This window comes from Acidimicrobiales bacterium, assembly GCA_035316325.1.
Classification (GTDB): domain Bacteria; phylum Actinomycetota; class Acidimicrobiia; order Acidimicrobiales; family VFJN01; genus DASXTK01.
In genome coordinates this window covers 1-23,798 of record DATHJB010000019.1, presented here as the reverse complement: position 1 = coordinate 23,798, position 23,798 = coordinate 1, and the positions used below count along the sequence as shown (strand labels likewise).

Below are 23,798 nucleotides of genomic sequence, written 5' to 3'. Positions count from 1 at the left end.
CGGGCGGCTCGCGAACAGGGTCTCCAGCAGCCCGCCGACCACGGTGCCGACGCTGCCGATCGCCGACGCCGCGATCTCCTCCTTACCCCCGGGAAAGTGGTGGTAGATCGACCCGTACGGCAGCCCGGCGGCCTCGCTCACCGCCTTGAGGCCCATGCCGTTGTACCCGCGCCGGGCGAGCAACTCGCTCGACACCGTCTCGATGCGCGCCTTCGATCCACTGGGGTAATGACGTTCTGTCTTCGCTGAGTCGGTCATGGCCGACTGAGCGAAGACAGAACGGCCAGCTCCGGGGCGTGGATCTGGGCCTTCAGGGCCCGGACGTGGGAGCCGTCCTTGCCGGCGTGGGCGGACGCGGCCGTGATCGCCGTGGCCAGCAGGTCACCCTCGGGCACGGCGTGGTCGACCAGGCCGGCGCGCACCGCCCCCGGGCCGCCGTAGCGCTCGCCGGTCGCCAACGCCTCCAGGTGCGTCCGCCGGGGGTAGCGGGCGCGCAGCACGGCGTCGAACTCCGGCGACATGACCATCCCCAGGTCGACCTCGGGGAAGCAGAAGTAGCCCCGGTCCTCGCGCATCACCCGGTGGTCCGCCGCCGCAGCCAGGATGGCACCGGCCCCGAAGGCGTGGCCGTTGACCGCCGTCACCGTCGGCGCCGGGAACGTCAGCAGCCGGGCGAAGATCCCGTACAGGCGGGGGAACATGACCTCGGCGCCGGCGGAGTTGCCGCTCAGCCAGTCGAGGTCGAGGCCGTTGCTGAAGAACTTGCCCTCCCCGGTGAGCACCAGTGGGGCGGCGGCCGCCTCGACCGACGCCGTCGCCTCGTCGAGCGCCTCCACGAACTGCCCGTTGAGCCGGTTCTCGCCGGCCTGCATCCGCACCACGTGCACGCCGTCGACGACCTCGATGTCGATGTCGATGTCTCCCATGCCGACGGAAGCTACCGGCCGAGGACGACGAGGCTGATGTCCAGGGTCGCCCGCTCGCCGGGCGCGGCCCGCAGCGTCCGGACGCCCGCCGCCACCTCGTCGTCCGTGAGAGCGGTGAGCAGCGAGTCGGCGTGGCGCATCCGCTCCACCCAGTCGGCTGCCTCGCCGTTCGTCGTCTCGACGTCCGGCACGTCCTCGACGTGGCGCACCTCGAAGCCCCGGTGTCCGAACAGCTCGGCGAGGGCGTCCTGCCGCAGGGCCCGGACCAGCGCCTTCTCGTAGCCGGGGAAGACCCTGAACCAGTTTTCGGCCGTCCGGTCGGCGAGTAGCGAGCGAACCAGCACAACGCCGCCGGGCCGGAGCACCCGGTCGATCTCGGCGACGGCTGCGGCCTGGTCGGCGAAGTGGTGGAAGGTGGCCGACATCCACACGACGTCGATGCTCGCGGCCGCCAGCGGCAGCGCCTCCGCCTGCCCCAGCGCGTACGGCGTCGCCGCCCGGCCCTCGGCGGCCATCGCCTCCGACACCTCCACCGCCACCACGGTCTCGGCGCCCCAGGACGACCACGCCCGGGCGAAGATCCCGGTGCCGGCGCCCACGTCGGCCACCCGCAGCGGGCCGGCCGGGAGGTGCGGGCGCACCGCGGCGCCCCAGCGGGCGAGGACGTCGTCGGGCAGGGCGCGGCCCTGGCTGTAGAGCCGGGCCACCTTCTGGTAGTCCACGAGCTCGGATCCGGTCATCTACCCAGCCTGCCGCGGGATGCAGGCAACGCGCCTGGGTTAGCTTGAGGGCGTGGTGGGTGATCCGGCCGTGATCGCGGCCATAGAGGCCGCCCTCGCCGCTGACGAGACGAACGTCGTCCTGCGGTGCCACCTCGCTGCGTTGCTCGCCGAGGCCGGGCGGCACGCGGAGTCGCTCGCCCACGCCGCCAGGGTCCTCCAGCAGGAGCCCGGCCACCCCGGGGCCGAACGCCTGGCCGGCGCCGCATCCGCCGCCCTCGGCCTGCCCGGCGCCACGCCGCCAGCCGACCCGCCGCCGCCCGGGCCGAGCGTCGATCCCCGCCACCCGTCGACTTTCGAGCCACCGCCGTTGCCGGAGCCGCCGACGACGCCACCGGTGCCACTGCCCGTGAGCAGCGACGGAGCGGTTCCCGACACGGCCGACGAGCTGCTCGACCGTTGGGAGGACAGCGACGCCCTCACCGAGATCGACATCGGCCAGCTGACCACCCCCGGCGTGCGGCTGGCCGACGTCGGCGGCATGGAGGACGTGAAGCGGCGCCTGGAGCTGTCGTTCCTCGCCCCGCTGCGCAACCCCGAGCTGCGGGCCCAGTTCGGCAAGTCGCTCCGGGGTGGCCTGCTGCTGTGGGGGCCGCCCGGCTGCGGGAAGACGTTCGTCGCCCGGGCCCTCGCCGGCGAGCTGGGCGCCAGCTTCTACGAGGTCGGGCTGAGCGACGTGCTCGACATGTGGATCGGCAGCAGCGAGCGCAACCTCCACGCCATCTTCGACACCGCCCGCCGCAACCGGCCCTGCGTGCTGTTCTTCGACGAGATCGACGCCATCGGCCAGAAGCGCACCCAGCTGCGGGGCGGCGGCGGGGCGATGCGGGGCGTCGTCAACCAGTTCCTGTCCGAGCTCGACGGCGCCGGCACCGACAACGACGGCCTCTTCGTGCTGGCCGCCACCAACCACCCCTGGGACGTCGACCCGGCGCTGCTCCGCCCCGGGCGCTTCGACCGGATGCTGCTGGTGCTGCCGCCCGACCCGCCCGCCCGGGAGGCGATCCTGCGCCTCCACCTGCGGGGCAAGCCGACCGACGCGCTCGACCTCGGGCGACTGGTGCGGGCCACCGAGGGCCTGTCCGGCGCCGACCTGGCCCTGGTCTGCGACCACGCCACCGAGCGGGCCATGGCGGCGTCGCTGGATGCGGGCGTGGTGCGCCCGATCCGCCAGGCCGACCTCGACGACGCCGTCCGGCACGTGCGGCCGAGCGTCGAACCGTGGCTCGACACCGCCCGCAACTTCGCCGTCTACGGCAACGAGAGCGGCGCCTACGACGAGCTGCTCACCTACCTGAAGCGTCGGAGGCGCTGACGTGGCCGGGCCGGCCGACGCGGCCCGCGAGCGCGCCCGGGCACTGGTGAAGCTCGGCCGCTACCCCGAGGCCGCGGCCGCCGCCCGCGACGGCCTGGCGTCGACGCCCGACGACCCCGGCCTGATCCTCCTGCTGGCGGTCGCCCTGTGCGAGTCGGGCCACGCCCCCGAGGCGCTGCCCGTGGCCCGGCAGGCGGTGCAGATGCGGCCCGGCGACGCCCGCGCCCACCGGACCCTGGGCTGGGTGACCTACAAGCTGGGCCGGCACGGCGAGGCCGCCGACCAGCTGGCCCACGCCCTCACGCTCGACCCCCACGACCCCGAGTCGCACATCATGCGGGCCGAGGCCTGCATCAAGCAGGCGCAACGGATCCGACTGAAGACCCGCCGCCGGTCCGGCCTCATCGGCGAGGCCGAGCAGCACGCCGCCGAGGCCGTGCGGCTGGAGCCGGCCAGCGCCGGCGGCTACCTGGTGCACGGCAAGGCCAGCCTGGCCAGCGGCAACGGGACCGCCGCCGCGGCGTGGGCCCAGCAGGCGCTGTCGGTGGAGCCCGACCACCCCGTCGGCCACCAGGTGCTGGGGCTGGCGGCCCAGCTGCGGGGCGACACCCGCACCGCCGCCGACCACTACCTGCAGGCCGGCAAGCTCAACCCCCGCAGCGACTCGTCGATGAAGATGCTGCGCAGCCTGCGGGCGGCCGGGCCGGTGAGCGGCATCGGGCTGTTCATCGTGATCCGCCTGGCGCTGGCGTCGGGCGGGATGGGCGGCGGGGTCGTGATGGCCGTCCTGATCGGGGTCACGCTGGTCGGCCTGGGGCTCTACCGCTTCGTGTGGCCCGGCTGGCAGGCCCGCCGGTCCATGTCCGACGAGGCCCGCCGTGCGTTGGCCCGCGACCGCGAGCTGCGGGCGGGCGGCTCTAGGTTTCGCCCTCGACCTCCTGGGCGGCGATGAGGGTGGTCTCGTCCTCGTCGCTGCGGGTCTCCCAGTCGGCGTGGAGGACGAGGTAGCCGGCGTCCTCCATGGCGGCGACCACCACGGGGTCGTCGTCGACCACCACGCCGATCGGCCGGGGTCCTGCCGCATCCCGCAGCTGGCGCAGCTTCACCAGCGCCGCCGGCCGCCGGTCGCCCTCGGGGCGCATCACGAGCCGGTGACCGCCCAGCCCGTGCTGCTCCAGCCAGGCCGCGGTGTCGGCCCGGAGCCGGCTGGGCCGCCCGGTGAGGAACACCACCTCGTGGTCCTTTGCCAGCCGGTGGACCAGGTTGACGCCCTCCAGGTGGGGCGGGTCGTCGACGGCGGCGGCGAAGAAGGCGCCCCAGTCCTTCGGCCGCCGCTCGATGTGACGCAACCGGTGCCGCACGTCGGCCACCACCCCGTCGATGTCGACCACCGCCAGGGGGCGCTCGTCGTCCTCGTCTGCCATGCGGCTCAGCCTCACATCTCCAGGACCGCGGCGCCGTTCACACGGTCGGCGGCGAGGTCGGCGAGGGCCCGGTCGGCGGCGTCGAGGGGGTAGGGCGTGGTGGCGACCGTGAGGTGCAGGCGGGAGGCCAGGGCCAGCAGCTCCTCGCCGTCGGCCCGGGTGTTGGCGGTGACGCTGCGCACCTGGCGCTCGAGGAAGAGGTGCTCGGCGTAGTCGAGCGGCGGGACCTGGCTCAGGTGGATGCCGGCGATCGCCAGGGTGCCGCCGCGGTCGAGCCCGGCCAGGGCGACCGGCACCAGGCCGCCGGCGGGGGCGAACAGGATCGCGGCGTCGAGGGGCTCCGGCGGCGGGTCGTCGGCCGCCCCGGCGGAGTGGGCGCCCAGGTCGAGGGCCAGGCGCTGAGCGGCCTCCGACCTGGTCAGCACGTGGACGGTCGCCCCCTGGGCCAGGGCGATCTGGGCGGCGAGGTGCGCCGACGCCCCGAACCCGTAGAGGCCCAGGCGCCCGCCGGGCGGCAGGTCGGCCCGCTTCAGCGCCCGGTAGCCGATGATCCCGGCGCACAGCAGCGGGGCGACGTGCCGGTCGTCGTAGGCGTCGAGGCCGTCCTCCGGCAGGGCGTAGGCGTAGGCCTCGTCGACGACCGCGGCCTCGGCGTAGCCGCCGTCGGCGTCCCAACCGGTGAACGCCGGGTCGACGCACAGGTTCTCCCGCCCCTGCCGGCACCAGCGGCAGCGGCCGCACGTGTGCCGCAGCCAGGCGATCCCCGCCCGCTGGCCGACCGTGAACCGCTCGACACCCGGGCCGACGGCGTCGACGTGGCCGACCACCTCGTGGCCGGGCACCACCTGGGGATGCTGGGGCGGCAGGTCGCCCTCGGCGAGGTGCAGGTCGGTGCGGCACACCCCGCAGGCCGTCACCCGCAGCCGGATCTCCCCTGGTCCCGGCTCCGGCCGGTCCCGGTCGACCAGCCGCAGGGGACGAGTGTCCATCGGGCCCGGCCGGTCGATCACCCATGCCTTCACAGCTCGTACATTTCCCGATGAGGTGTGTCGAAAGCGGGCACCGAGCTGCGTCCTCTAGGACGTAACCACAACCGAGGAGACGAGACGATGCCCCAGTACATGCTGCTGATGTACCACTCCGGCGGCGAATACACCCCGGACCCCGACCAGATGGCCACCGAGCACGAGAAGTGGACGGCGTACCACAAGAGCCTGAGCGACGCCGGCGTGCTGCTGTCGAACACCGGGCTCCAGGGCGTCGAGGCGGCGACCACCGTGCGGGTGCGCGACGGCGAGACCCAGATCACCGACGGTCCCTTCGCCGAGACCAAGGAGGTGCTGGCCGGCTACTTCCTGATCGAGGTCGCCGACCTGGACACCGCGCTGAAGTACGCCGCCGGCATCCCGAGCGCGGAGTACGGCAGCGTCGAGGTGCGCCCGGCCTGGGGCGCCTGACGCCGGTGCCCGCAGACGACGGTCGGCGGCCGGGGACGGAGTGGACGGCCGCCGCCGTCGAACGGGCCTTCCGGGAGGAGCGGGCGAAGGTGCTGGCGACGCTGATCCGCCAGGTCGGTGACTTCCAGCTCGCCGAGGACGCCGTGCAGGACGCCTTCGCCGCGGCGGTCGCCACGTGGCCGCGCGACGGCGTCCCCGACAGCTCCAAGGCCTGGATCACCACCACCGCCCGCCGGAAGGCCATCGACCGGCTGCGGCGCGAGCGCTCGACCGCCGACCGGGTCAGCCGCCTCGCCGAGCTGGCCCGGCTCGACGCCCAGGAGCACCGGCCCGAGGGCGACGCCGGTGCCGAGGTCGACGTCGACGCACCGACCGTCACCGACGACCGGCTGCGGCTGATCTTCACCTGCTGCCACCCCGCCCTGGCCCTGCCGGCCCGGGTGGCACTCACGCTGAAGACCCTCGGTGGCCTCACCACCGGCGAGATCGCCCGGGCGTACCTGGTGAGCGAGCCCACGATGGCCCAGCGGCTGGTGCGGGCCAAGCGCAAGATCGCCGACGCCCACATCCCCTACCGGGTCCCGCCCGACGACGAGCTGCCCGATCGGCTCGGCGGCGTCCTGTCGGTGGTCTACCTGATCTTCAACGAGGGCTACGGGGCGGCCGAGGGCGACCGGCTGGTGCGGGGCGAGCTGTGCAGCGAGGCGATCCGGCTGGGTCGGCTGCTGGCCGAGCTGATGCCCGACGACGCCGAGGTGCTTGGCCTGCTGGCGCTGATGCTGCTGGTCGACGCCCGGCGCCTGGCCCGGGTCGACGAGCGGGGCGACTACGTGGCCCTCGACCGGCAGGACCGCTCCCGCTGGGACGCCGGGCGGGTGCGCGAGGGCCTCCGCACCCTCGACCGGGCGCTGACCCTGCGGAGCCCCGGTCCCTACCAGCTCCAGGCCGCGATCGCCGCCCTCCACGTGCAGGCGCCCCGCTCCGAGGACACCGACTGGGCACAGATCGCCGCCCTGTACGGCGCGCTGGCCCGGGTGTCGCCGTCGCCGGTGGTGGAGCTGAACCGGGCCGTCGCCGTGGGGTTCGCCGAGGGGCCCGACGCCGGGTTGGCCCTGCTCGCTCCCCTGCTCGACGACAAGGCACTCGCCGACTACCAGCCCCTCCACGCGGCGCGGGCCGAGCTGCTCCGCCGCTCCGGCGACACCGCCGGCGCCGCGGCCGCGTACCGGCAGGCCATCGAGCTGACCACCAACACCGTCGAGCGGGCCGAGCTCGAGCGCCGCCTGGCTGCGCTGTAGGAGGCGAGACGTGACGCGGTCGGTGCGCGACCGCTACTCCTCGCTCGACGTGAGCACCTCGGCGGGCTCGGGCGCGCCCCTCCGGCCGTAGATCTCCAGGTAGGAGATGCCGCGGATGCGGTGGCGGGCGACGAGCGGACGGTCGTGGATCTTCTCGCGCACGAGCTCACCGTCGCGCTGGCGGGCGTTCACGTAGACGACGACGTAGTCGACCGGCTTGCCGCCGCCGGGGCGGCTCCCGCAGCGGTAGAACGCCCCGGACTTGACGCCGGACACGACCACGCCGTCGCAGCGGCCGTCCTCCAGCCGGGCCACCAGGGCTCCGGCGCTCTCGTAGCCCTCGCCCCAGCCCACCAGCACCCGGTCGACGGCCGCCGACGAGCCGCCCAGCAGCGGGTCGAAGTAGGCGATGCCCCACGGCCCCACCACCAGGCTGTTGACGACCAGGAGCAACCCGGCTGCGGGCAAGGCCCAGGCCGCCCTCGACCCCAGGCGCCGGAGGTCGAGGCGTTCGACCAGCGCCGCCACCCCCGCGCCCACCGCGACGGCGGCGAGGAGCAGCAGCGGGAGGCCGTAGCGGTCGATCTGCTTCGACGCCAGGCTCAGCAGCACCAACGGTGGGGCCGCCATCGCCAGCAGGGCCGCGCCCAGTCCCCGCAGGCGGCGGCACGCCACCAGGGCGACGACCCCGGCCACGGTGCCCAGTAGCAGCCACGGCGTCACCCGGAACGGGAGCGCCACCAGGTAGAACCGCAGGCCCGGCGTCTCGGTGGCCTCGCCCAGGAAGAACTGGGAGTGGCCGACCTCGCCGATGCCGGCCGACGTCCGCAGGGCCCGCAGCTCCGACACCGGGTCCGCCCACAGCGCCGGGTAGGTGACGAGCACCGTGACCGCCGCGGCCCCCAGCGCCGTGGCGGCGGCTCGGGGCAGCCAGGCCCGACGCTCGCGGTCGAGCGCAGCCCAAGCGGTGAGCAGCACCAGCGGGGGCAGCAGGAACAGCGCCGTCAGCTTGGTGAGCAGGGCCGCGGCGTACAGCACCCCCACCAGGACGGCCGCGCCCCGCCGGCCCGTCCACGGCCCCGGCCGGGGTAGGCCGAGCACCAGCGCGGCGGCCACCAGCGCCCCGACCGCGGTCAGGCTCATCAGCTCGTCGGTGTGCAGCACCGCACCGTGGGCGACCAGGAACGGCTCGGTCGCCATCAGCATCCCGGCCACCAGCGCAGCCGTGCGGCCGACCCACACGGCCAGCAGGTAGACGAGGAGGCCCAGCAGCGCCGCCGTCACCAGGGCCATGCCGACCTGGGCGACGTTCAGGCCGCTGCGGGTGTGGGCGAAGTCGGTCGCACCGCCGTAGGCCTCGGCGTCGTGCCGCGACCACAGGCCCAGCGACCCGCCCAGCCGCCACACGCCCCGGGCCAGCGTGCCCAGCCACATCGTGGTGATGCCCGGCATCGTCGCGGCGGCGCCGTTGGGTGACGCCGACGCCGCTCCGAAGTGCCCCGACGCGATCGCATCCCCGAAGGCCGACGACCGGCCCGTCCAGATGCGCTCGTCCGCGGTCTCGAACGAGGCGGCGGCCGTCTGCAGCCGCAACACCGCGGCCACGCCCGCCACGAGAAGGGGTTCCCCGAGACCTTTCCACGCCCGCCGCACGGGGGCACCTCCCCGTCGATTCCCTGTGCGCAACGCCGGACCCTACCCCCACCGTGTGGACGGACGCCCGCCGGTCGGAGCAGGCAACTACCCGCTCTCGGCCAGGGACTGGAGGGCCGCGCGGGCCCGGCGTCGCTCGTCGGGGTCGTGGGTCGAGGTGGCGAGGTGGCTCAGGCGGGGGTGCCACTCGGCGCGGAGGGCCCGGACGAGGTGGTCGCGGGTGGGCGACGGGGGGAGGCGGTCGACGGTGGCGAGGACGGCCGCGAGGACCGCCAGCTGGTGGTCGACCTCGGTGTAGCGGGCCGTCACGAGCGGGAGGCGCTCCGCCTTGGCCCGGGGGTAGTCGGTGCCGTCGGCCAGCTCGTAGGGCTCCCGGCCGAAGACGCCGGCCAGCAGGGTGACCGTGCGCTCGCTCGGCACCGACAGGCTGGCCTCGACGTGCGACAACCCCACCCGCGACAGACCGATCCGCTCGGCCAGCTGCGCCTGCGTCCACCCCAGCTCGGCACGCAGCTTGGCCACCCGACGTCCGAACGATTCCGTGCTGATGCCAAGTGGCTTAGCAGACAGGTCGCCCGGCGACGGGTACAACCGGAGCATGGCTCGACCGCAGCGTGCGCTCATCACCGGTATCACCGGCCAGGACGGCTCCTACCTGGCGGAGCTCCTGCTCGACAAGGGGTACGAGGTGATCGGGGTGGTCCGGCGCAGCTCGACGGTCAACTTCGAGCGGATCGCCCACATCCAGGAGCGCCTCTCGCTGGTGCCGGGCGACCTGCTCGACCAGGGGTCGCTGGTGTCGCTCGTCGCCGAGCACCGGCCCACCGAGGTGTACAACCTGGCCGCGCAGAGCTTCGTCATGACCAGCTTCTCGCAGCCGGTGCTCACGGGCGACGTCACCGCCCTGGGCACGGTGCGGCTGCTGGAGGCGATCCGCCACGTCGACCCCGACATCCGCTTCTACCAGGCCAGCTCCTCGGAGATGTTCGGCAAGGTCGTGGAGGTCCCCCAGCGGGAGAGCACGCCCTTCCACCCCCGCTCCCCCTACGGCGTCGCCAAGGCGTACGCCCACTGGATCACCGTCAACTACCGCGAGAGCTACGACATGTTCGCCACGTCGGGGATCCTCTTCAACCACGGGTCGCCGCGGCGGGGGCTGGAGTTCGTGGAGCGCAAGGTGAGCGACGGCGTCGCCCGCATCAAGCTGGGGCTCGAACACGAGCTGCGGCTCGGCAACCTCGACTCGCGGCGCGACTGGGGCAGCGCCGCCGACTACGTCGACGCGATGTGGCGGATGCTCCAGCTCGACGGTCCGGGCGACTTCGTGGTGGCCAGCGGCGAGACCCACTCGATCCGGGAGCTGTGCGAGGTGGCGTTCGGGCACGTCGGGCTCGCCTGGGAGGACCACGTGGTGCAGGACGAGCGCTTCTACCGCCCCGCCGAGGTCGACCTGCTCATAGGCGACCCCACGCTCGCCGCCAAGACCCTCGACTGGCACCCGACCACCAGCTTCGAGGACCTGGTGTGCGAGATGGTCGACGCCGACCTCGCCGTGCTCACGTCGCCGGCACCGATGCGAACAGGTTGAGGCCCAGGGCCCGGGACAGGAACCGGGTGGTGGCCTGACCGCGGACACTGTTGCCGGCGGGATCGAGGGGCGGGGAGAACGTGCCGAGGCCGCCCTTGCCGGGCGACGTGGTGACGATGCCGCCGCTGACCCCGCTCTTGCCGGGGAGCCCGACGTCGTAGAGCCACTCGCCGGAGTGCTCGTAGAGGCCGGCGGTGGCGAGCACGGCGAGGACGTGGGGGCACAGCGCCGCGTCGATCACCCGTCGTCCGGTGACCGGGTTGACGCCGCCGTCGGCCAAGGTGGCGCCCATGACGGCCAGGTCGCGGGCGGTGACCCGGAGCGAGCACTGCCGGGTGTAGAGGTCGGTGGCGGCGTCGGGGTCGCCGTAGAGCCGTCCGTAGCCGTCGAGCAGGTGGGCGATGCCGCGGTTGCGCCGGTTGGTGGCCGCCTCCGAGGCGTACACGTCGTCGTCGAGGGTGAGGCGCCGGCCGGCGAACGCCGAGAGCCCGTCGACGATGTGCTCCCAGCGCTCGCCGTCGGTCATGCCGGGCACCAGGCTGGTGGTGGCGATGGCGCCCGCGTTGACCATGGGGTTCGCGGTGCGGTCGGCGTTCAGCTCGATGGCGATCACCGAGTCGAACGGCTGCCCGGTGCTGTTGACCCCGAGCCGCTCGCGGGCGGCGTCGGGGCCGATGGCCTGGCAGACCAGGGCGAACACGAAGGGCTTCGACACGCTCTGGATGGAGAGCTCGTGGTCGGCGTCACCGGCGGTGAAGACGTGGCCGTCGACGTCGGCGACGCAGATGCCGAAGAGGTCGGGCGAGGCGCCGGCGAGGGCGGGGATGTAGTCGGCGACGACGCCGTCGCCGAGGTGCCGGTAGCGGGCGTGGGCCTCGTCGAGCAGGGCCTGCACCCGCTCGCCGGGCGGGAGGTGCCCGGTGGACACCGTGGTCGGGGTGGGCATCGGGTCGTCCGGCGGCACGTCAGCCCACGGCGTTGAGGGTGTCGACGGCCGCCATCAGGTCACCGATGCTGTAGAAGTTCACGGCCAGGTAGTTGGGGAGCAGGCCACGCTCGCGCTCGCACTGCCGGGCCCGGTCGACGAGGAAGTCGTGGGTGTTGACGTTCGTCGCGTCCACCCGGTCCGGGGCGACCCGCTCCACCCAGTGGTTCATGAGGAACAGGCCGGCGTCGTCGGTGCCGCGGTTGGGCGCACACGAGAAGTCCTCGGGCCGTGCGAACCGGTAGGGCGTCTCCTGGATCAACCCGTCGTACGCGTTCTGGTACCAGGCGGGCGGCGGCCCCTCGTCCTCGGCGAACACCACGAGGCGCTCGTCCCGTTCGACCAGCTCGCCCAACGTGGCCCAGTCGCTGCCCGGCTCATGGGTGTGCAGGTAGCGGTCGAGGCCGGCCGCCGTGAACGCCGCCGCGGTCTCCTCGGGCGTGATGGCGTCCTGGACGATGAGTGTGACCACCTCGTCGGGGTTGTCCGCCAGGAAGTCGCGGATCGCCGCCAGCGAGTCCAGCAGCGGGATCGCGCCGAGGGCGCACTGGTTGTGGCACAGGAAGGCACCGTCGCGGGCCTCGCGGAGCGGCCCGAGCCGGCCGTAGATCTGCTCGGCCAGGGCGGTGGGCACGGCGGGCTCGGTGTTGGCGAGCTGCTCGGCGGACACCAGCGCGGTCCAGTGGTGGGTGTCGATCAGCAGGGCCCGGACACCGGCGTCGAGCTGGGCCCGGATGTCGCCGTCGTGCTCGGGCCACACGACCACCACGTCGGGGCTCGACATCGAGTTGTGCGTGGCGGCGTAGACCACCTCGTCGTAGCGCCGGTCGCACAGCTCGACATGGCCGTTGCAGAGCCGGACGGGGTCGTACGCCGCGGCCGGGCCGGCCGCCGCGATCAGGCCGCCGGCCACCCCGGCCACCACCACGACCCCGACGGCGACGGCACCGGCGAACGCGGCTCGTCGACCGACCGCGAGCCGGCGGGCGGCCGCGAGACGGGCTGCCACGACGAGCCCGGCGGCGGCGAGCGCGCCGGCGGCGACCGGCACGACCACCAGCCGGCGGGCGGTGCCGGCCAGCTCGTCGGCCACCGTCGCCGAGACGTCGCCGAGCAGGGAACGGAGGCCGCCGGGCAGGTTCCACGTGCCCGGCCCTGTGGTGGTGGCGGCCTCCAGGGGCGACGCCACCATGCCGGTCACGATCACCCAGATCACCAGCATGGCGAGCCCGGCGGCGACGGCCGCGCCGGCCAGGGCGAAGCCGGCCCGCCGGGGACGGTCGCGGCCGAGCCAGGCGATGCCGCCCGCCGCCGCGACCATCAGCACGACGCCGACCACGGCCGTCGCGGGCCCGAACCACCCGGCCGCGTCCCGCACGGTGTCGAGCCGGTCGACGACCGCGGCCTTCTTCCGCCCCGCCCGGTCGGCGATCTCCGTGACCACGTCCAGGTCGCGGCGCCCCTCCAGCGCCGACGAGAGGCGGTCGCTCGCGGTGTCGGCGATCCGGTCGACGTGGCCTCCGGCGGCGGTGACGAGGCCGTCGCGCTCGCCGCCGGCGGCCACGGCGGCGACGACCTGCTCGCGCACCCGCGGATCGACGTTCCCGCCCAGCCCGTCGAGGATGGCGTCGACCACCTGGGCCGGGTCGACCGCCGCGGCGGCGTCGGACAGCACCGGCACCGTGGCCGGCACCCGGCCCGCCGCCAGCTCCTGCGCGAACGCCGCGACCGCCGCCCGGTAGCCGGCCAGGTCGGCGAGCACCTGCTCGTCCGCGGCGGTCGCGAGGAGCGAGCGGACCTGCGTCACCGCCGCCTCGTCGATCCGGGCCAGCACGTCGGTGACGTCGACGTCGCCGTCGAGACGGGCGGTGTCGCCCCGCACGTAGCCGAGGACGGCCGCCACGAACGTCTCGGTGCCGCGGTGCAGCGTCGAGGGCGGCACGGTCCAGCGCAGCGCGGCGGTGCTCAGCTCCCGGGCCTGCGACAGGTCCAGCCGGTCGCGCTGCAGGCCGCCCAGCAGGCCGTCGGCCAGCTCCGCCAGCTCGGGGTCGGCGAGCACCTCGGTGTAGACCCGCTCGTAGGCGTCGTTGCGGGCGAGCGCTCCGGTGTAGAGGTCGGCGTCGAGCAGCCGGCCTCGCACCAGCACCACCGAGGCGGTCAGCAGGTACCCGACCACGAACACCGCGGCCAGCGCCACCAGCGGCCACCGCCGTCCTCCCCCGACCCGGGCCATCGGGGCCTACAGGTGGGCGGGGTAGCCGGGGCCCATCGGGATCCCGATCAGGTACCAGACCACGAAGAAGGCCATCCAGGCGACCAGGACGATCACCGTGTACGGGATCATCAGCGAGATGATCGTGCCGATGCCGGCGTCGGGCTTGTAGCGCTGGGCGACCAGCACGATGAACGGCAGGTACACCATCAGCGGGGTGACGACGTTGGCCGGCGAGTCGCCCAGGCGGTAGGCGGCGAGCACCGTCTGGGGCGCCACGTCGAGGCGGATGAACAGCGGCACGAAGATCGGGGCGAAGATCGCCCACTTGGGCAGCGATCCGGGGATGATCACGTCGAGGATGACGATGGCGATGATGAAGCCCATCAGCAGCCACAGGGCCCCGACGTCGCGGGCCTCGAGGAAGTCGGCCATCTTCACGGCCGCCACCGTCGGCATGTGGCTGAAGTTGAAGTAGGCGATGAACTGGCTGATCAGCAGCAGGAGGAACACCAGGCCGGAGAGCCCCGCGAACGTCTTGGTGATGGCGTTGATCACGTCGACGCTGCTGCCGATCGTCTTGGCGCCGATGCCGAAGCAGATGCCGGCCACCAGGAACAGCAGCGTGATGATGAAGATGAGGCTGTCCATCAACGGCGAGTTGTTGAAGATCGACCCGGTGTCGGGGTTGCGCAGCGGCGCGTCGGGCAGGACGGTCAGCAGCGTCACCACGGCGACCGTCGCGAGCAGGCCCCAGGTGGCGAAGCGCAGGCCCCGACCCTCGCCCACGGGCACCTCCTCCTCGTCCTCCCCGGCGCCGGCCGCCTCGGGGTCGGCTCCACCGGCTCCACCGGCTCCCTCGGCGTCGCCGCCCCCCACGGCGGCGGGCACGTAGCGGCCGAGCGCCGGCTCGGTGATCCGCTGGGCGATGACCGTGATGATCAGCGCCACGAAGACCGTCGACGCGATCGCGAACCAGAGGTTGGCGGTCAGGTCGATCGACATGCTCGGGTCGGCCAGGGCGATGGCCTCGTTGGTGACCTCGGTGAGCAGGCCGTCGAGCGGGGTGAGCAGCACGTTCACCGCGAAGCCGGCGCTCACGCCCGCGTACGCCGCGGCGAGGCCGGCCAACGGGTGGCGGCCGACGCTGAGGAACGCGGCCGCGGCCAACGGTATGAGGATCAGGTAGCCGGCGTCGGTGGCGACGCTCGACAGGCCGCCGACGAACACGATGATGAAGGTCAGCGTCGCCGGCGGCGCGGTGGCCACCAGCTTGCGGATCAGCGCCGCCATCATCCCCGCCTCCTCGGCGACCCCGACGCCGATCATGGCGACGAAGACCACGGCCACCACGCTGAAGCCGGCGAAGTTGTCGACGAACGACGAGAAGATGAAGCCGATCCCGTCCTTCGACAGGAGGCTCTCGATCTCGGTGGTCTCCTGGTGGACCTCCACGTCCTCGTCGAGGTAGGCGTCCGGGTTGGCGACGGTCTCCGGCTGCACGGAGCCGCCGACGTACTCCTCGTGCGCCTCGATCGGCGGCGGCTCGACCACGTCGTAGGTGACGCCGACGTCGAAGGCGGCCAGCACGGCCGACAGCACGACGACCAGCACGCACAGCCCGAGGAAGATGATCGCCGGGTGCGGCACCTTGTTGCCGAGCGTCTCGATGCGGTCGAGCAGCTTCTGGAGGCCGCCGCGCCCCTCGGAGGGGGCGGCGCCGCCGGCGGGGTCGGTGTCCGAGGTGTCGGTGGTGTCGGACATGTCAGGACCTCGGCGTGGCCTTGGGCCCGACGAAGTCCGTCGCCAGCTGGGTCAGCAGGCGGGCGCCGAAGCCGGAGCACCCGGCCGTCTGCCAGCCGGCGTCGCCGGTGCTCTGGGCGGTGCCGGCGATGTCGACGTGCGCCCACGGCAGACCGCCGACGAACTCGGCCAGGAACAGCCCCGCCGTGATCGCGCCGGCGTTGGCACCACCGAGGTTCTTCAGGTCGGCCACCGTCGAGTCGAGCTCCTTGCGGTAGCGCCGCTCCAGCGGGAGCTCCCACACGGGCTCGTCGGTGGCGTCGGCCGCGGCGCGGACCTGGTCGACCAGCGTCGCGTCGTTGCCCATCACCCCCGCCACCTGGGTGCCGAGCGCCCGCATGCACGCCCCGGTGAGGGTGGCGATGTCGACGATGGCGTCGGTGGGCTCCTCGGTGGCCAGCACCAGGGCGTCGGCCATCACGAGACGACCCTCGGCGTCGGTGTTGATCACCTCGACGGTCGTGCCGCCCCGCATCGTGACCACGTCGCCCAGCGCCAGCGCCGTGCCCGACGGCATGTTGTCGGTGCACATCAGGTAGCCGGTGACCGCCGTGGTGCACCCGAGCGCGCCCAGCGCCGACATCGCCGCCAGGATCGCGGCGGCGCCCGACATGTCGTTCTTCATCTGGGCGTGGACCTCGTCGCCCGGCTTGAGCGCCAGCCCGCCCGAGTCGTACATGATCCCCTTGCCGACCAGCGTGAGGTGGGCGGTGGGCTCCCCGGTGGACGGGGCGTAGCGGAGCTTGACCATGCGGGGCGGCTCGGCGCTGCCGGCGTTGACGCCCAGGAGGCCGCCGCAGCCCAGCTCCACCAGGGCGTCCTTGTCGAAGACCTCCACCTGGAGGCCCCGGGCGGCGTCGGCCCCCAGCGCCATGGCCACGTCGGCGAGCCGGCTGGCGCTCAGGTGGTTGTGGGGGGTGTTGGCCAGGTCGCGGGCCAGCTGCGTGACCCCGGCCAGCAGCCGTCCCCGCTCGGCTCCCCTGGCGGCGGCGGTGGACGCATCGCCGTCGCCGTCGACCAGCAGGGTCAGCCCGGTCACGGGGGTGGCCTTGGGCTTGCTGCGCAGCGGGTCGTAGCCGTAGCGGGCCAGCAGCACGCCCTCGGCGACGACCTGCGCGGCCACCTCGGTGGTGACCGCCTCGGTGCCGGCCAGCGAGAACGCCAGGCTCCCGTGCGACGACGCCGCCCGGGCGAACGCCGCCGCGGCATCCCGGAGGGCCGCCGGGTCGAGCGTCGTGCCGTCCCCGATCCCGACCGCCACCAGCGTCGGGTCCGTCGGTGTGGGCACCACCAGCGTCGCTCCCACCTTGGCGTCGAAGCCGGACGCCGCCAGCCGCGCCCGATCCATGCCCAGGCCGGCGGGCACGTCGCTGTCCGCTCCGACGGGGACGCCGAGCGCCGTCACCGTGTCGGGGGCCACCGGGGCGACCCCGACGGCAACGTGCGTCCCGTCCAACGACGGCGTGGGCGTGAACGCGGTGCTCACGAGCTCGGTCGACATCGTCCGGTCCCCCTCGATGGTGGCCACGCTCAACGTCTACGCCCACCCCCACCCCCGGACGTCACCCCATCGGGGTGATCCCCTCCGTCGTCAGGGACGGTCAGGAGCCGTTCTGGAAGCGGTAGCCCATGCCGGGCTCGGTGACGAAGTAGCGGGGCTGCGACGGGTCGGGCTCCAGCTTGCGGCGGATGTGCGCCATGTGGACCCGCAGGTAGTTGGTCTCGTCGCCGTACTGCGGGCCCCAGACCTCCTGCAGCAGCTGCTTCTGGCCGACGAGCTTCCCGGCGTTGCGCACCAGGGCCTCGACCAGGCCCCACTCGGTCGGGGTGAGCCGCACCTCGTGGGCGGGGTCGCCGCCGGTGACCCGCTTGGCGGCCAGGTCGACCACGAAGTCCGGCGTGGTGACGACGGCGGCCTCGACGGCGGGCACCTGGCGGCGGAGCGCGGCACGCAGGCGGGCCAGCAGCTCGTCCATGCCGAAGGGCTTGGTGACGTAGTCGTCGGCGCCGGCGTCGAGCGCCGCCACCTTGTCGTGCTCGGCGCCGCGGGCGGACAGCACGATGATCGGCACCGCGGTCCAGCCCCGCAGCCCGTCGATCACCTCGACCCCGGAGATGCCCGGCAGCCCCAGGTCGAGGATCACGACGTCGGGGCGGTGCCGGGCCGCCAGCTGCAGCGCCTCCTCGCCCGTCGCCGCCAGGTTCACCTCGTAGCCCCGCGCCCGCAGGTTGGTGGCCAGGGCGCGCCGGATGGGCGCCTCGTCGTCGACGACCAGCACCCGGCCCTCGCCCCCGCCGTCGCTCATTGCTTCCCGCTCCTGGCGCCTGCCGGCACCGGGCCGCTCGGGCCACGCTCGCTCTTCGCCGGGCCTCGCTCGGCAAGCCTCGCTACGGACGGATGCTCGCTCATCGGGCGGCGTCCAGCTCGATCACCATCGTGGTGCCACCTCCGGGGGTGTCCTCGATGGTCAGATCGCCGCCCATCGCCCAGGTGAAGCCTCGCGCCACGGCGAGCCCGAGGCCGACGCCCGAGCCGCTGCCCGTGTCGCCGAGACGCTGGAAGGGCTCGAAGACCTGCTCCCGCTGGGACTCCGGGATGCCGCGGCCTCTGTCGACCACCCGCAGCAGGATGTGACCGCCGACCGCGCCGGCCTCCACCCGCACCGGAGCCCGGTCACCGCCGTGGCCGAGGGCGTTGTCGATCAGGTTGGCGACGACCCGTTCCAGCATCGCCGGGTCGCTGCGCACCGGCGGCAGCGTCTCGGGGACGTCGACCAGCACGCCCCGGGCCCGTTCGCCCAGCCCGGCCAGCGCCGCCGGCACGACCTCGTCGAGGCCCACCTCCCGCAGCCGCGGTGTGGCCACGCCGGCCTGGATGCGGCTCATGTCGAGGAGGTTGGCGACCAGGTCGGTGAGCCGGTCCGTCTCGTCCTCGATGGTGCGGAGGAACTCGCGGACGTCCTCCGGCGACCAGTCGACGTCCGGTTGGCGCAGGCTGCTGGCCGACGCCTTGATGCCGGCCAGCGGGGTGCGGAGGTCGTGGGAGACCGCCTGGAGCAGGGCGGTCCGCAGCTCGTCGGCCTCGGCCAGGGCGGCGGCCCGGGCGGCCTGGGCGTGGAGGCGGCGGCGCTCGACTGCCGCCCCGAGCTGGAGCGCGAAGGCGTTGAGCACCCGGCGGTCCTCGGCCGCGAGCCGGCGGGCGCCCGACATCGCCAGCACCAGGTCCTGGCCCAGCGGCCGGGTCTCGTCGGCCGCGTCGGGTGTGTGCGGCGCGCCGTCGCCGGAGGACGCCTCGACCACCCAGCCCTCGCCGGGCGCCCGCCGCAGCAGGGCCGCGCTGGCGAACCCGAAGACGCGGCGCAGGTTGTCGACCAGCACCGGCAGCGGGTCGTCCTCGGCGACCGTGCCGGCCAGGCTGGCCAGCGTCGCGGCCTCGGCGGTGGCCCGGGTGGCCTCGGCGGCCCGGCGGGCGGCGGTCACCACCAGGCGGCTCACGATCACCGCCACCGCCAGGAACACCACCAGCGCCAGCAGGTTCTCGGCCTCGGCGATGGTCCACGTGTGGAAGGGCGGCGTGAAGAACCAGTTGGCGCACAGGAAGCCCACCACCGCCGCGGCCAGCGCCGGAGGCCACCCGCCCACCGTGGCGGTCGTCACCACGAGCAGCAGGTAGAGGAGGAGCACGCCGGGCAGGCCGACGTTGTCGCGCAGGTTGGCCAGCCCCAGGGTGACGAGCCCCACGCCGACGGTCGCCAGCAGCCAGCCGAACAGCCGGAGCCGGGGCGCCAGCAGCTCCGGGCGGGTGCGGCCCCCGGTCGCCGGCAGGTCGCCCTCGGGCGCGAGGTGGGAGATCACGTGGACGTCGATCGGCCCGGACAGCCGCACCACCCGGTTGATCACCGACCCCCGCGTCAGCTCGGCCCAGCGGGAGCGCCGGCTGGAGCCGAGCACCAGCTGGGTGGCGTTCTCGGCCCGGGCGAAGTCGACCAGCGCGGCGGCGATGTCGTTGCCGGCGACCTCGTGGTGGGTGCCGCCCAGCTCCTCGACCAGCTTGCGGTGGGACTCCACCACGTCGCCGGCGCCGACGAGCCCGTCGTCGCTGCGGACGTGCACGCCGAGCAGCTCGCCGTGGGCCCGCTGGGCGATGCGGGCCGCCCGCCGCATCAGCGCCTCGGTGCCCGCCGCCCCGGTCACGGCGACCACCACCCGCTCCCGGGTCTCCCACGGCTCGGTGATCCCGTGGCGCTCCCGGTAGTGCTCGAGGCCGTCGTCCACCCGGTCGGCCACCCACAGGAGCGCCAGCTCCCGCAACGCGGCCAGGTTCCCGGGCCGGAAGTAGTTGGTGAGGGCGGCGTCGACCTTCTCGGCGGCGTAGATGTTGCCGTGGGCCATGCGGCGGCGCAGGGCCTCGGGCGTCATGTCGACCAGCTCGATCTGCTCGGCAGACCGCACGATCTCGTCGGGGACGGTCTCCCGCTGGGGCACGCCGGTGATGCGCTCCACCACGTCGTTGAGCGACGTGAGGTGCTGCACGTTCACCGTCGAGATCACCTCGATGCCCGCCGCCAGCAGGTCCTCGACGTCCTGCCAGCGCTTCTCGTTGCGGGAGCCCGGGACGTTGGTGTGGGCCAGCTCGTCGACCAGGGCGACCTCGGGGCGCCGGGCCAGCACGGCGTCGACGTCCATCTCCTCGAAGGTGGCGCCCTTGTAGGTGAGGGTCCGGCGGAGCAGGACCTCCAGGTCGCCGAGCTGGGCCACGGTCTGGGCCCGGCCGTGGGCCTCCACGAAGCCGACGACCACGTCGGTCCCCCGCTCCGCCCGGCGGCGGCCCTCGTTGAGCATGGCGTAGGTCTTGCCGACACCCGGCGCCGCGCCCAGGTAGATGCGCAGCGACCCCCGTCGGGTCGCACGCTCGGCCTGCCGTGTCTCGCTCACGCCCACATGCTGCCGCCTACCGTGGGCGACCATGCGGTTCGTCCCCTACCACCGCCTCGACGGTCGGCCCCACGTGGTGGTCGACGGGTCGCCCACCGAGGGCACGGCGCTCACGGTCACCCACTGGCCGGGCTACCCGCCGCCGGCCGGCATCGAGGCCGACCTGTCGGCGCAGATGGCCTTCCGGCTGCTGGAGCGGCCCGACCTGGTGCCCGCCGGGGTCGACGTGGTGTCGAACAACCACTTCGACCAGGACGGGCTGGTGTCGATCTACGCCCTGGTCGCCCCCGAGGACGCCTTGCGTCGGCGGGCCTTCCTGGAGGGCGTCGCCTCGGCGGGCGACTTCGCCGTGTCACGGGACCGGGGTGCGGCCCGGGTGTCGATGGTCCTCGCCGCGCTGGCCGGCGGCGACGGCCTCCCCGCCGACTACAGCGAGAGCACCGGGGTGCTCTACGACGACGTCCTCGGCCGGCTGCCCGAGCTGTGCGACCACGTCGAGCTCCACCGCGACGTGTGGGGCGACGAGGACGCCACCCTCGACGCCAGCGACGCCGCCTTCGCCAAGGGCCAGGCCCAGCTGGAGGAGCGACCCGACGTCGACCTGGCGGTGGTGACCGTCGCCGAGGACGCCCCCGAGGCGGGCGGCCACCGCTTCAGTGGCGAGTGGATCACCGGCCTCCACCCGATGGCGGTGAACCACCGGACGGAGCGCCTGGTCGTCGCCCGGCTCCGGGGCCGCCGCTACGACGTGGAGGAGCGCTACGAGGGCTGGGTGCAGCTCCGCAGCCGGCCGCTCCGGTTGCGGCGGGACCTCGCTCCGCTGGCCGCCCGCCTCCAGGACGAGGAGACCGGCGACGCCACCTGGGCCACCACGCCCGTCGGGTCGCTGCTGCACCGGCTCCACCTGGGCGACGGCCAGGAGAGCTCGATCCCCGCCGACCGCTTCGTCGCCCTGCTCACCGACCACCTCCGCACCGCCCCACCCGCCTGGGACCCGTTCACGCCCAACCCCTGACCCGCTGACGTACTGTCCCGTGCCGATGGCGACGAGCGAGGCGCGGGCGACGGGGGCGACGGACGGGGGTGGGCGGCAGGCGCTGATCGACGCCACGGTGGCCGCCATCGAGGAGGACGGCCTGGCCGGGGTGTCGCTGCGGGCCATCACCCGACGAGCGGCGGTCTCGCACGCCGCGCCCGCCCACCACTTCGGCGACAAGGCGGGCCTCTTCACCGCCGTCGCCGTGGAGGGCTTCCGCGACCTCGAAGGCCGGCTGACCGAGGCGCTCCGGGCCGCCCGCGAGCAGGGGCCGGCGGAGCGGCTGCAGGCGCTCGGCGTCGCCTACGTCACCTTCGCCACGTCGCACCGGGCCCACTTCGAGGTGATGTTCCGCCCCGAGCTGCTGCGGCCCGACGACCCCGAGCTGCTGCGGGCCGGCCTGGCGACGTTCGCGCTCCTGCGGGACGCCGTGCAGTCGGCCCAGGACGACGGCTTCGGCCAGGGCTGGAACGTCGACGAGCTGGCCCTCGCCGCCTGGGCGCTCGTCCACGGCATCGTGCAGCTCACCACCTACGGGGTGCTGGGCCAGTTCGGCCTCCCGGTCACCCCGGTGGCGCTGACCGCCAGCCTGACCCGGTTCGTGAGCGACGTGATCGCCACCGTCGGCCGGCGCTGACGCCAGCGCCGACGCACCTCCTGTGCCACCATGGGCGTACTTGACAACGTCAAGCGGGATCGGGGGGAGAGCGTGAGAACGTCGATGCGAACGCTCGCGGGCGTCGTCGGGCCGGCTGCCGCGGTGCTGGTCTTCCAGCTCGTCGCCTTCCCGGTGCCGCTGGAGGTCAGCCTGCAGGGCGTGGTGCTCGGGCTGCTGAACGCCATGGTCGTGCTCGGCCTGACGCTGGTGTACCGGGCCAACCGGGTGGTGAACCTGGCCCAGGCGTCGATCGGGACCTTCCCGGCGGCGCTGGCGGGCGGGATCGTGCTGTTCGGCGGGACCACCCTCGTGGCGACCGGGGCGCTGGCCCTGGGAGCGGGCCTGGTGGTCCTGCTCGGGGCGCTCACGGTGCTGCGCCTGCGGCCGGCGCCGGCGGTCCTGGTCGCGGTCGTCGCGGGGGCCCTCTGCGCCGCCGGCCTCCAGGTCGCCGAGCCGCTCGGCTGGACCGGCGGCCTGGGGGTGGGCCTCGTCACCGCGGTGCTGGTCGGCATCGGCGTCGACGCCATCGTCATCCGCCGGCTGCGCACGTCGCCCCGCCTCGTCGTCACGGTGGCGACGATCGGCCTGGCCCAGCTGTTCGCCATCCTCAGCCTGCTCACCCCCCGCCTGTGGGGCCACGTGGCGCTGGTCGACACCACCGGCGGCAGCCGCACCGGCTTCGACGTGCCCGGCGACCTCTCGGTCACCGTCGGCTCCACGGTCTTCGGCAGCGCCGAGCTGCTGGCGGTGGCGGTGTCGCTGCTGTGCATCGCCGTGGTCACCGCCGCCCTGCGCGCCACCGACGTCGGCATCGCCGTCCGGGCCGCGGCCGACAGCGGCGACCGGGCGCTCATGCTCGGCGTCCCGGTGCCCCGCCTCGAGGCCGGCGTGTGGGTGGTGGCGTCGGTGCTCGCCTTCGTCGCCACCTACCTCCAGGCCGGCATCCTCGGGTTGGAGCTCACCGCCGGCGTCGGGCTGCGGGTGATGGTGGCGGCGCTGGGCGCGATGACGCTGGGTGGCTTCGTGTCGCTGCCGTCGATGCTGCTCGCCGCGGTGTCGATCGGCGTCCTCACCCAGGCGACCGGGCCGGCGGGCGGCCACGGCCTCACCGTGACGGATGCCGTGCTCGCCGGGGTCGTGATCCTGGGGCTGCTGGTGCGGCGCTCGTCGACCCGGCGCTCCGACCGCGACACCACGTCCAGCTGGCAGGTGGCAGCCGAGCCCCGCGCCCTGCCGTTCGAGCTGCGCCGCCGGGTCGGTCTCCGGGGGCTGCGGGTCGCGGGTGTGCTGGCGGTCGTCGGGATCGCGGCAGCGTTGCCCCTCGTGCTGGGCGAGAGCGACGTGCTGCGGGGTTCCACGCTGATCGCGTTGATCCTGGTGGCGCTGTCGGTGGTGGTGCTCACCGGGTGGACCGGCGAGGTGACGCTGGGCCAGATGTCGTTCGCCGCCACCGGCGCCACGGTCGCCGCGGTGACGACGCTGGAGTGGCGCTTCGACTTCACGCTCGCCCTGCTGGCCGCCGGTTCGGCCGCGGCGCTGGTCGCGGTGCTGGTGGCGCTGCCGTCGCTGCGGTGGCAGGGGATCTTCCTGGCGGTGACGACGCTGGCGTTCGCGCTCGCCGCCACGAACTACCTGCTCAACCCCACCGTGGCGACGTGGATACCGACCGAGGACGTGGCCCGCCGCCCGCTGCTCGGCGTGTGGGACCTGTCGGGCCGCACCGCCATGT

At 74.2% G+C, this 23,798-nt stretch carries 21 protein-coding genes; 8 read left to right on the top strand and 13 right to left on the bottom strand.

What is annotated here, in order from left to right:
* From VK611_02670 to VK611_02660, 3 genes are all read right to left on the bottom strand, one after another.
* Positions 1–195 (bottom strand): helix-turn-helix domain-containing protein (locus VK611_02670; protein HMG40196.1); only part of this gene is annotated, 195 nt, incomplete at its 3' end.
* 59 nt (positions 196–254) lie between these two features.
* The gene (locus VK611_02665; GenBank protein ID HMG40195.1) at positions 255–926 is read right to left on the bottom strand and encodes an enoyl-CoA hydratase/isomerase family protein; all 672 of its coding nucleotides are present in this window, start codon (positions 924–926) and stop codon (positions 255–257) included.
* 11 nt (positions 927–937) lie between these two features.
* Positions 938–1,666 (bottom strand): class I SAM-dependent methyltransferase, encoded by a 729-nt coding sequence (locus tag VK611_02660; protein ID HMG40194.1) that lies wholly within the window; start codon positions 1,664–1,666, stop codon positions 938–940.
* A 52-nt stretch (positions 1,667–1,718) separates the two neighbouring features.
* Here VK611_02660 and VK611_02655 point away from each other — a divergent pair, with 52 nt between their 5' ends.
* Together VK611_02655 and VK611_02650 are read left to right on the top strand one after the other, a co-directional pair.
* Positions 1,719–3,020, top strand: a complete 1,302-nt coding sequence (locus VK611_02655; GenBank protein HMG40193.1) for an ATP-binding protein — start codon at positions 1,719–1,721, stop codon at positions 3,018–3,020.
* A 1-nt stretch (position 3,021) separates the two neighbouring features.
* A complete protein-coding gene (locus VK611_02650) occupies positions 3,022–3,972 on the top strand; it encodes a tetratricopeptide repeat protein (protein HMG40192.1) in 951 nt (316 codons plus the stop codon).
* Here VK611_02650 and VK611_02645 read toward each other — a convergent pair.
* Positions 3,938–4,444, bottom strand: a complete 507-nt coding sequence (locus VK611_02645) for a hypothetical protein (protein HMG40191.1) — start codon at positions 4,442–4,444, stop codon at positions 3,938–3,940. The genes VK611_02650 and VK611_02645 overlap by 35 nt on opposite strands.
* A gap of 11 nt (positions 4,445–4,455) precedes the next feature.
* A complete protein-coding gene (locus VK611_02640) occupies positions 4,456–5,454 on the bottom strand; it encodes a zinc-dependent alcohol dehydrogenase family protein (protein HMG40190.1) in 999 nt (332 codons plus the stop codon).
* A gap of 99 nt (positions 5,455–5,553) precedes the next feature.
* Here VK611_02640 and VK611_02635 point away from each other — a divergent pair, with 99 nt between their 5' ends.
* Together VK611_02635 and VK611_02630 are read left to right on the top strand one after the other, a co-directional pair.
* On the top strand, positions 5,554–5,901 hold the full coding sequence (locus VK611_02635; protein HMG40189.1) for a YciI family protein: 348 nt from the start codon (positions 5,554–5,556) through the stop codon (positions 5,899–5,901).
* A gap of 5 nt (positions 5,902–5,906) precedes the next feature.
* Positions 5,907–7,199, top strand: coding sequence for a sigma-70 family RNA polymerase sigma factor (locus VK611_02630; protein ID HMG40188.1), 1,293 nt, complete (start codon positions 5,907–5,909; stop codon positions 7,197–7,199).
* A 33-nt stretch (positions 7,200–7,232) separates the two neighbouring features.
* Here VK611_02630 and VK611_02625 read toward each other — a convergent pair whose 3' ends face one another.
* Both VK611_02625 and VK611_02620 read right to left on the bottom strand, forming a co-directional pair.
* The gene (locus tag VK611_02625; protein ID HMG40187.1) at positions 7,233–8,804 is read right to left on the bottom strand and encodes a phospholipid carrier-dependent glycosyltransferase; all 1,572 of its coding nucleotides are present in this window, start codon (positions 8,802–8,804) and stop codon (positions 7,233–7,235) included.
* A 135-nt stretch (positions 8,805–8,939) separates the two neighbouring features.
* Positions 8,940–9,374: a helix-turn-helix domain-containing protein gene (locus VK611_02620; GenBank protein HMG40186.1), complete on the bottom strand. Its 435-nt coding sequence runs from the start codon at positions 9,372–9,374 to the stop codon at positions 8,940–8,942.
* Positions 9,375–9,450: 76 nt separating this feature from the next.
* On the opposite strand from VK611_02620, the gene gmd reads away from it, so the two are divergent.
* Positions 9,451–10,440, top strand: a complete 990-nt coding sequence (gene gmd, locus VK611_02615; GenBank protein HMG40185.1) for a GDP-mannose 4,6-dehydratase — start codon at positions 9,451–9,453, stop codon at positions 10,438–10,440.
* Here the strand turns inward: gmd and glsA are convergent.
* From glsA to VK611_02585, 6 genes are all read right to left on the bottom strand, one after another.
* Positions 10,409–11,386 (bottom strand): glutaminase A, encoded by a 978-nt coding sequence (gene glsA, locus VK611_02610; GenBank protein ID HMG40184.1) that lies wholly within the window; start codon positions 11,384–11,386, stop codon positions 10,409–10,411. The genes gmd and glsA overlap by 32 nt on opposite strands.
* 19 nt (positions 11,387–11,405) lie before the next feature.
* Positions 11,406–13,658: a hypothetical protein gene (locus VK611_02605; GenBank protein ID HMG40183.1), complete on the bottom strand. Its 2,253-nt coding sequence runs from the start codon at positions 13,656–13,658 to the stop codon at positions 11,406–11,408.
* Between the two features lie 6 nt (positions 13,659–13,664).
* Positions 13,665–15,401 (bottom strand): AbgT family transporter, encoded by a 1,737-nt coding sequence (locus tag VK611_02600; protein ID HMG40182.1) that lies wholly within the window; start codon positions 15,399–15,401, stop codon positions 13,665–13,667.
* A gap of 1 nt (position 15,402) precedes the next feature.
* Positions 15,403–16,941 (bottom strand): leucyl aminopeptidase, encoded by a 1,539-nt coding sequence (locus tag VK611_02595; GenBank protein ID HMG40181.1) that lies wholly within the window; start codon positions 16,939–16,941, stop codon positions 15,403–15,405.
* Positions 16,942–17,041: 100 nt separating this feature from the next.
* The gene (locus VK611_02590; GenBank protein ID HMG40180.1) at positions 17,042–17,746 is read right to left on the bottom strand and encodes a response regulator; all 705 of its coding nucleotides are present in this window, start codon (positions 17,744–17,746) and stop codon (positions 17,042–17,044) included.
* Between the two features lie 100 nt (positions 17,747–17,846).
* Positions 17,847–20,375: a DUF4118 domain-containing protein gene (locus tag VK611_02585; GenBank protein ID HMG40179.1), complete on the bottom strand. Its 2,529-nt coding sequence runs from the start codon at positions 20,373–20,375 to the stop codon at positions 17,847–17,849.
* 31 nt (positions 20,376–20,406) lie between these two features.
* Between VK611_02585 and VK611_02580 the strand changes: the two genes are divergently transcribed.
* The 3 genes from VK611_02580 to VK611_02570 form a co-directional block, all read left to right on the top strand.
* Positions 20,407–21,390, top strand: coding sequence for a DUF6687 family protein (locus tag VK611_02580; GenBank protein HMG40178.1), 984 nt, complete (start codon positions 20,407–20,409; stop codon positions 21,388–21,390).
* A gap of 25 nt (positions 21,391–21,415) precedes the next feature.
* Positions 21,416–22,048 carry a TetR/AcrR family transcriptional regulator gene (locus VK611_02575; GenBank protein HMG40177.1) on the top strand — a complete coding sequence of 211 codons (633 nt, stop codon included), beginning with the start codon at positions 21,416–21,418 and terminating at the stop codon, positions 22,046–22,048.
* Between the two features lie 84 nt (positions 22,049–22,132).
* On the top strand, positions 22,133–23,798 hold a 1,666-nt coding region (locus tag VK611_02570; GenBank protein ID HMG40176.1), incomplete at its 3' end, for a hypothetical protein.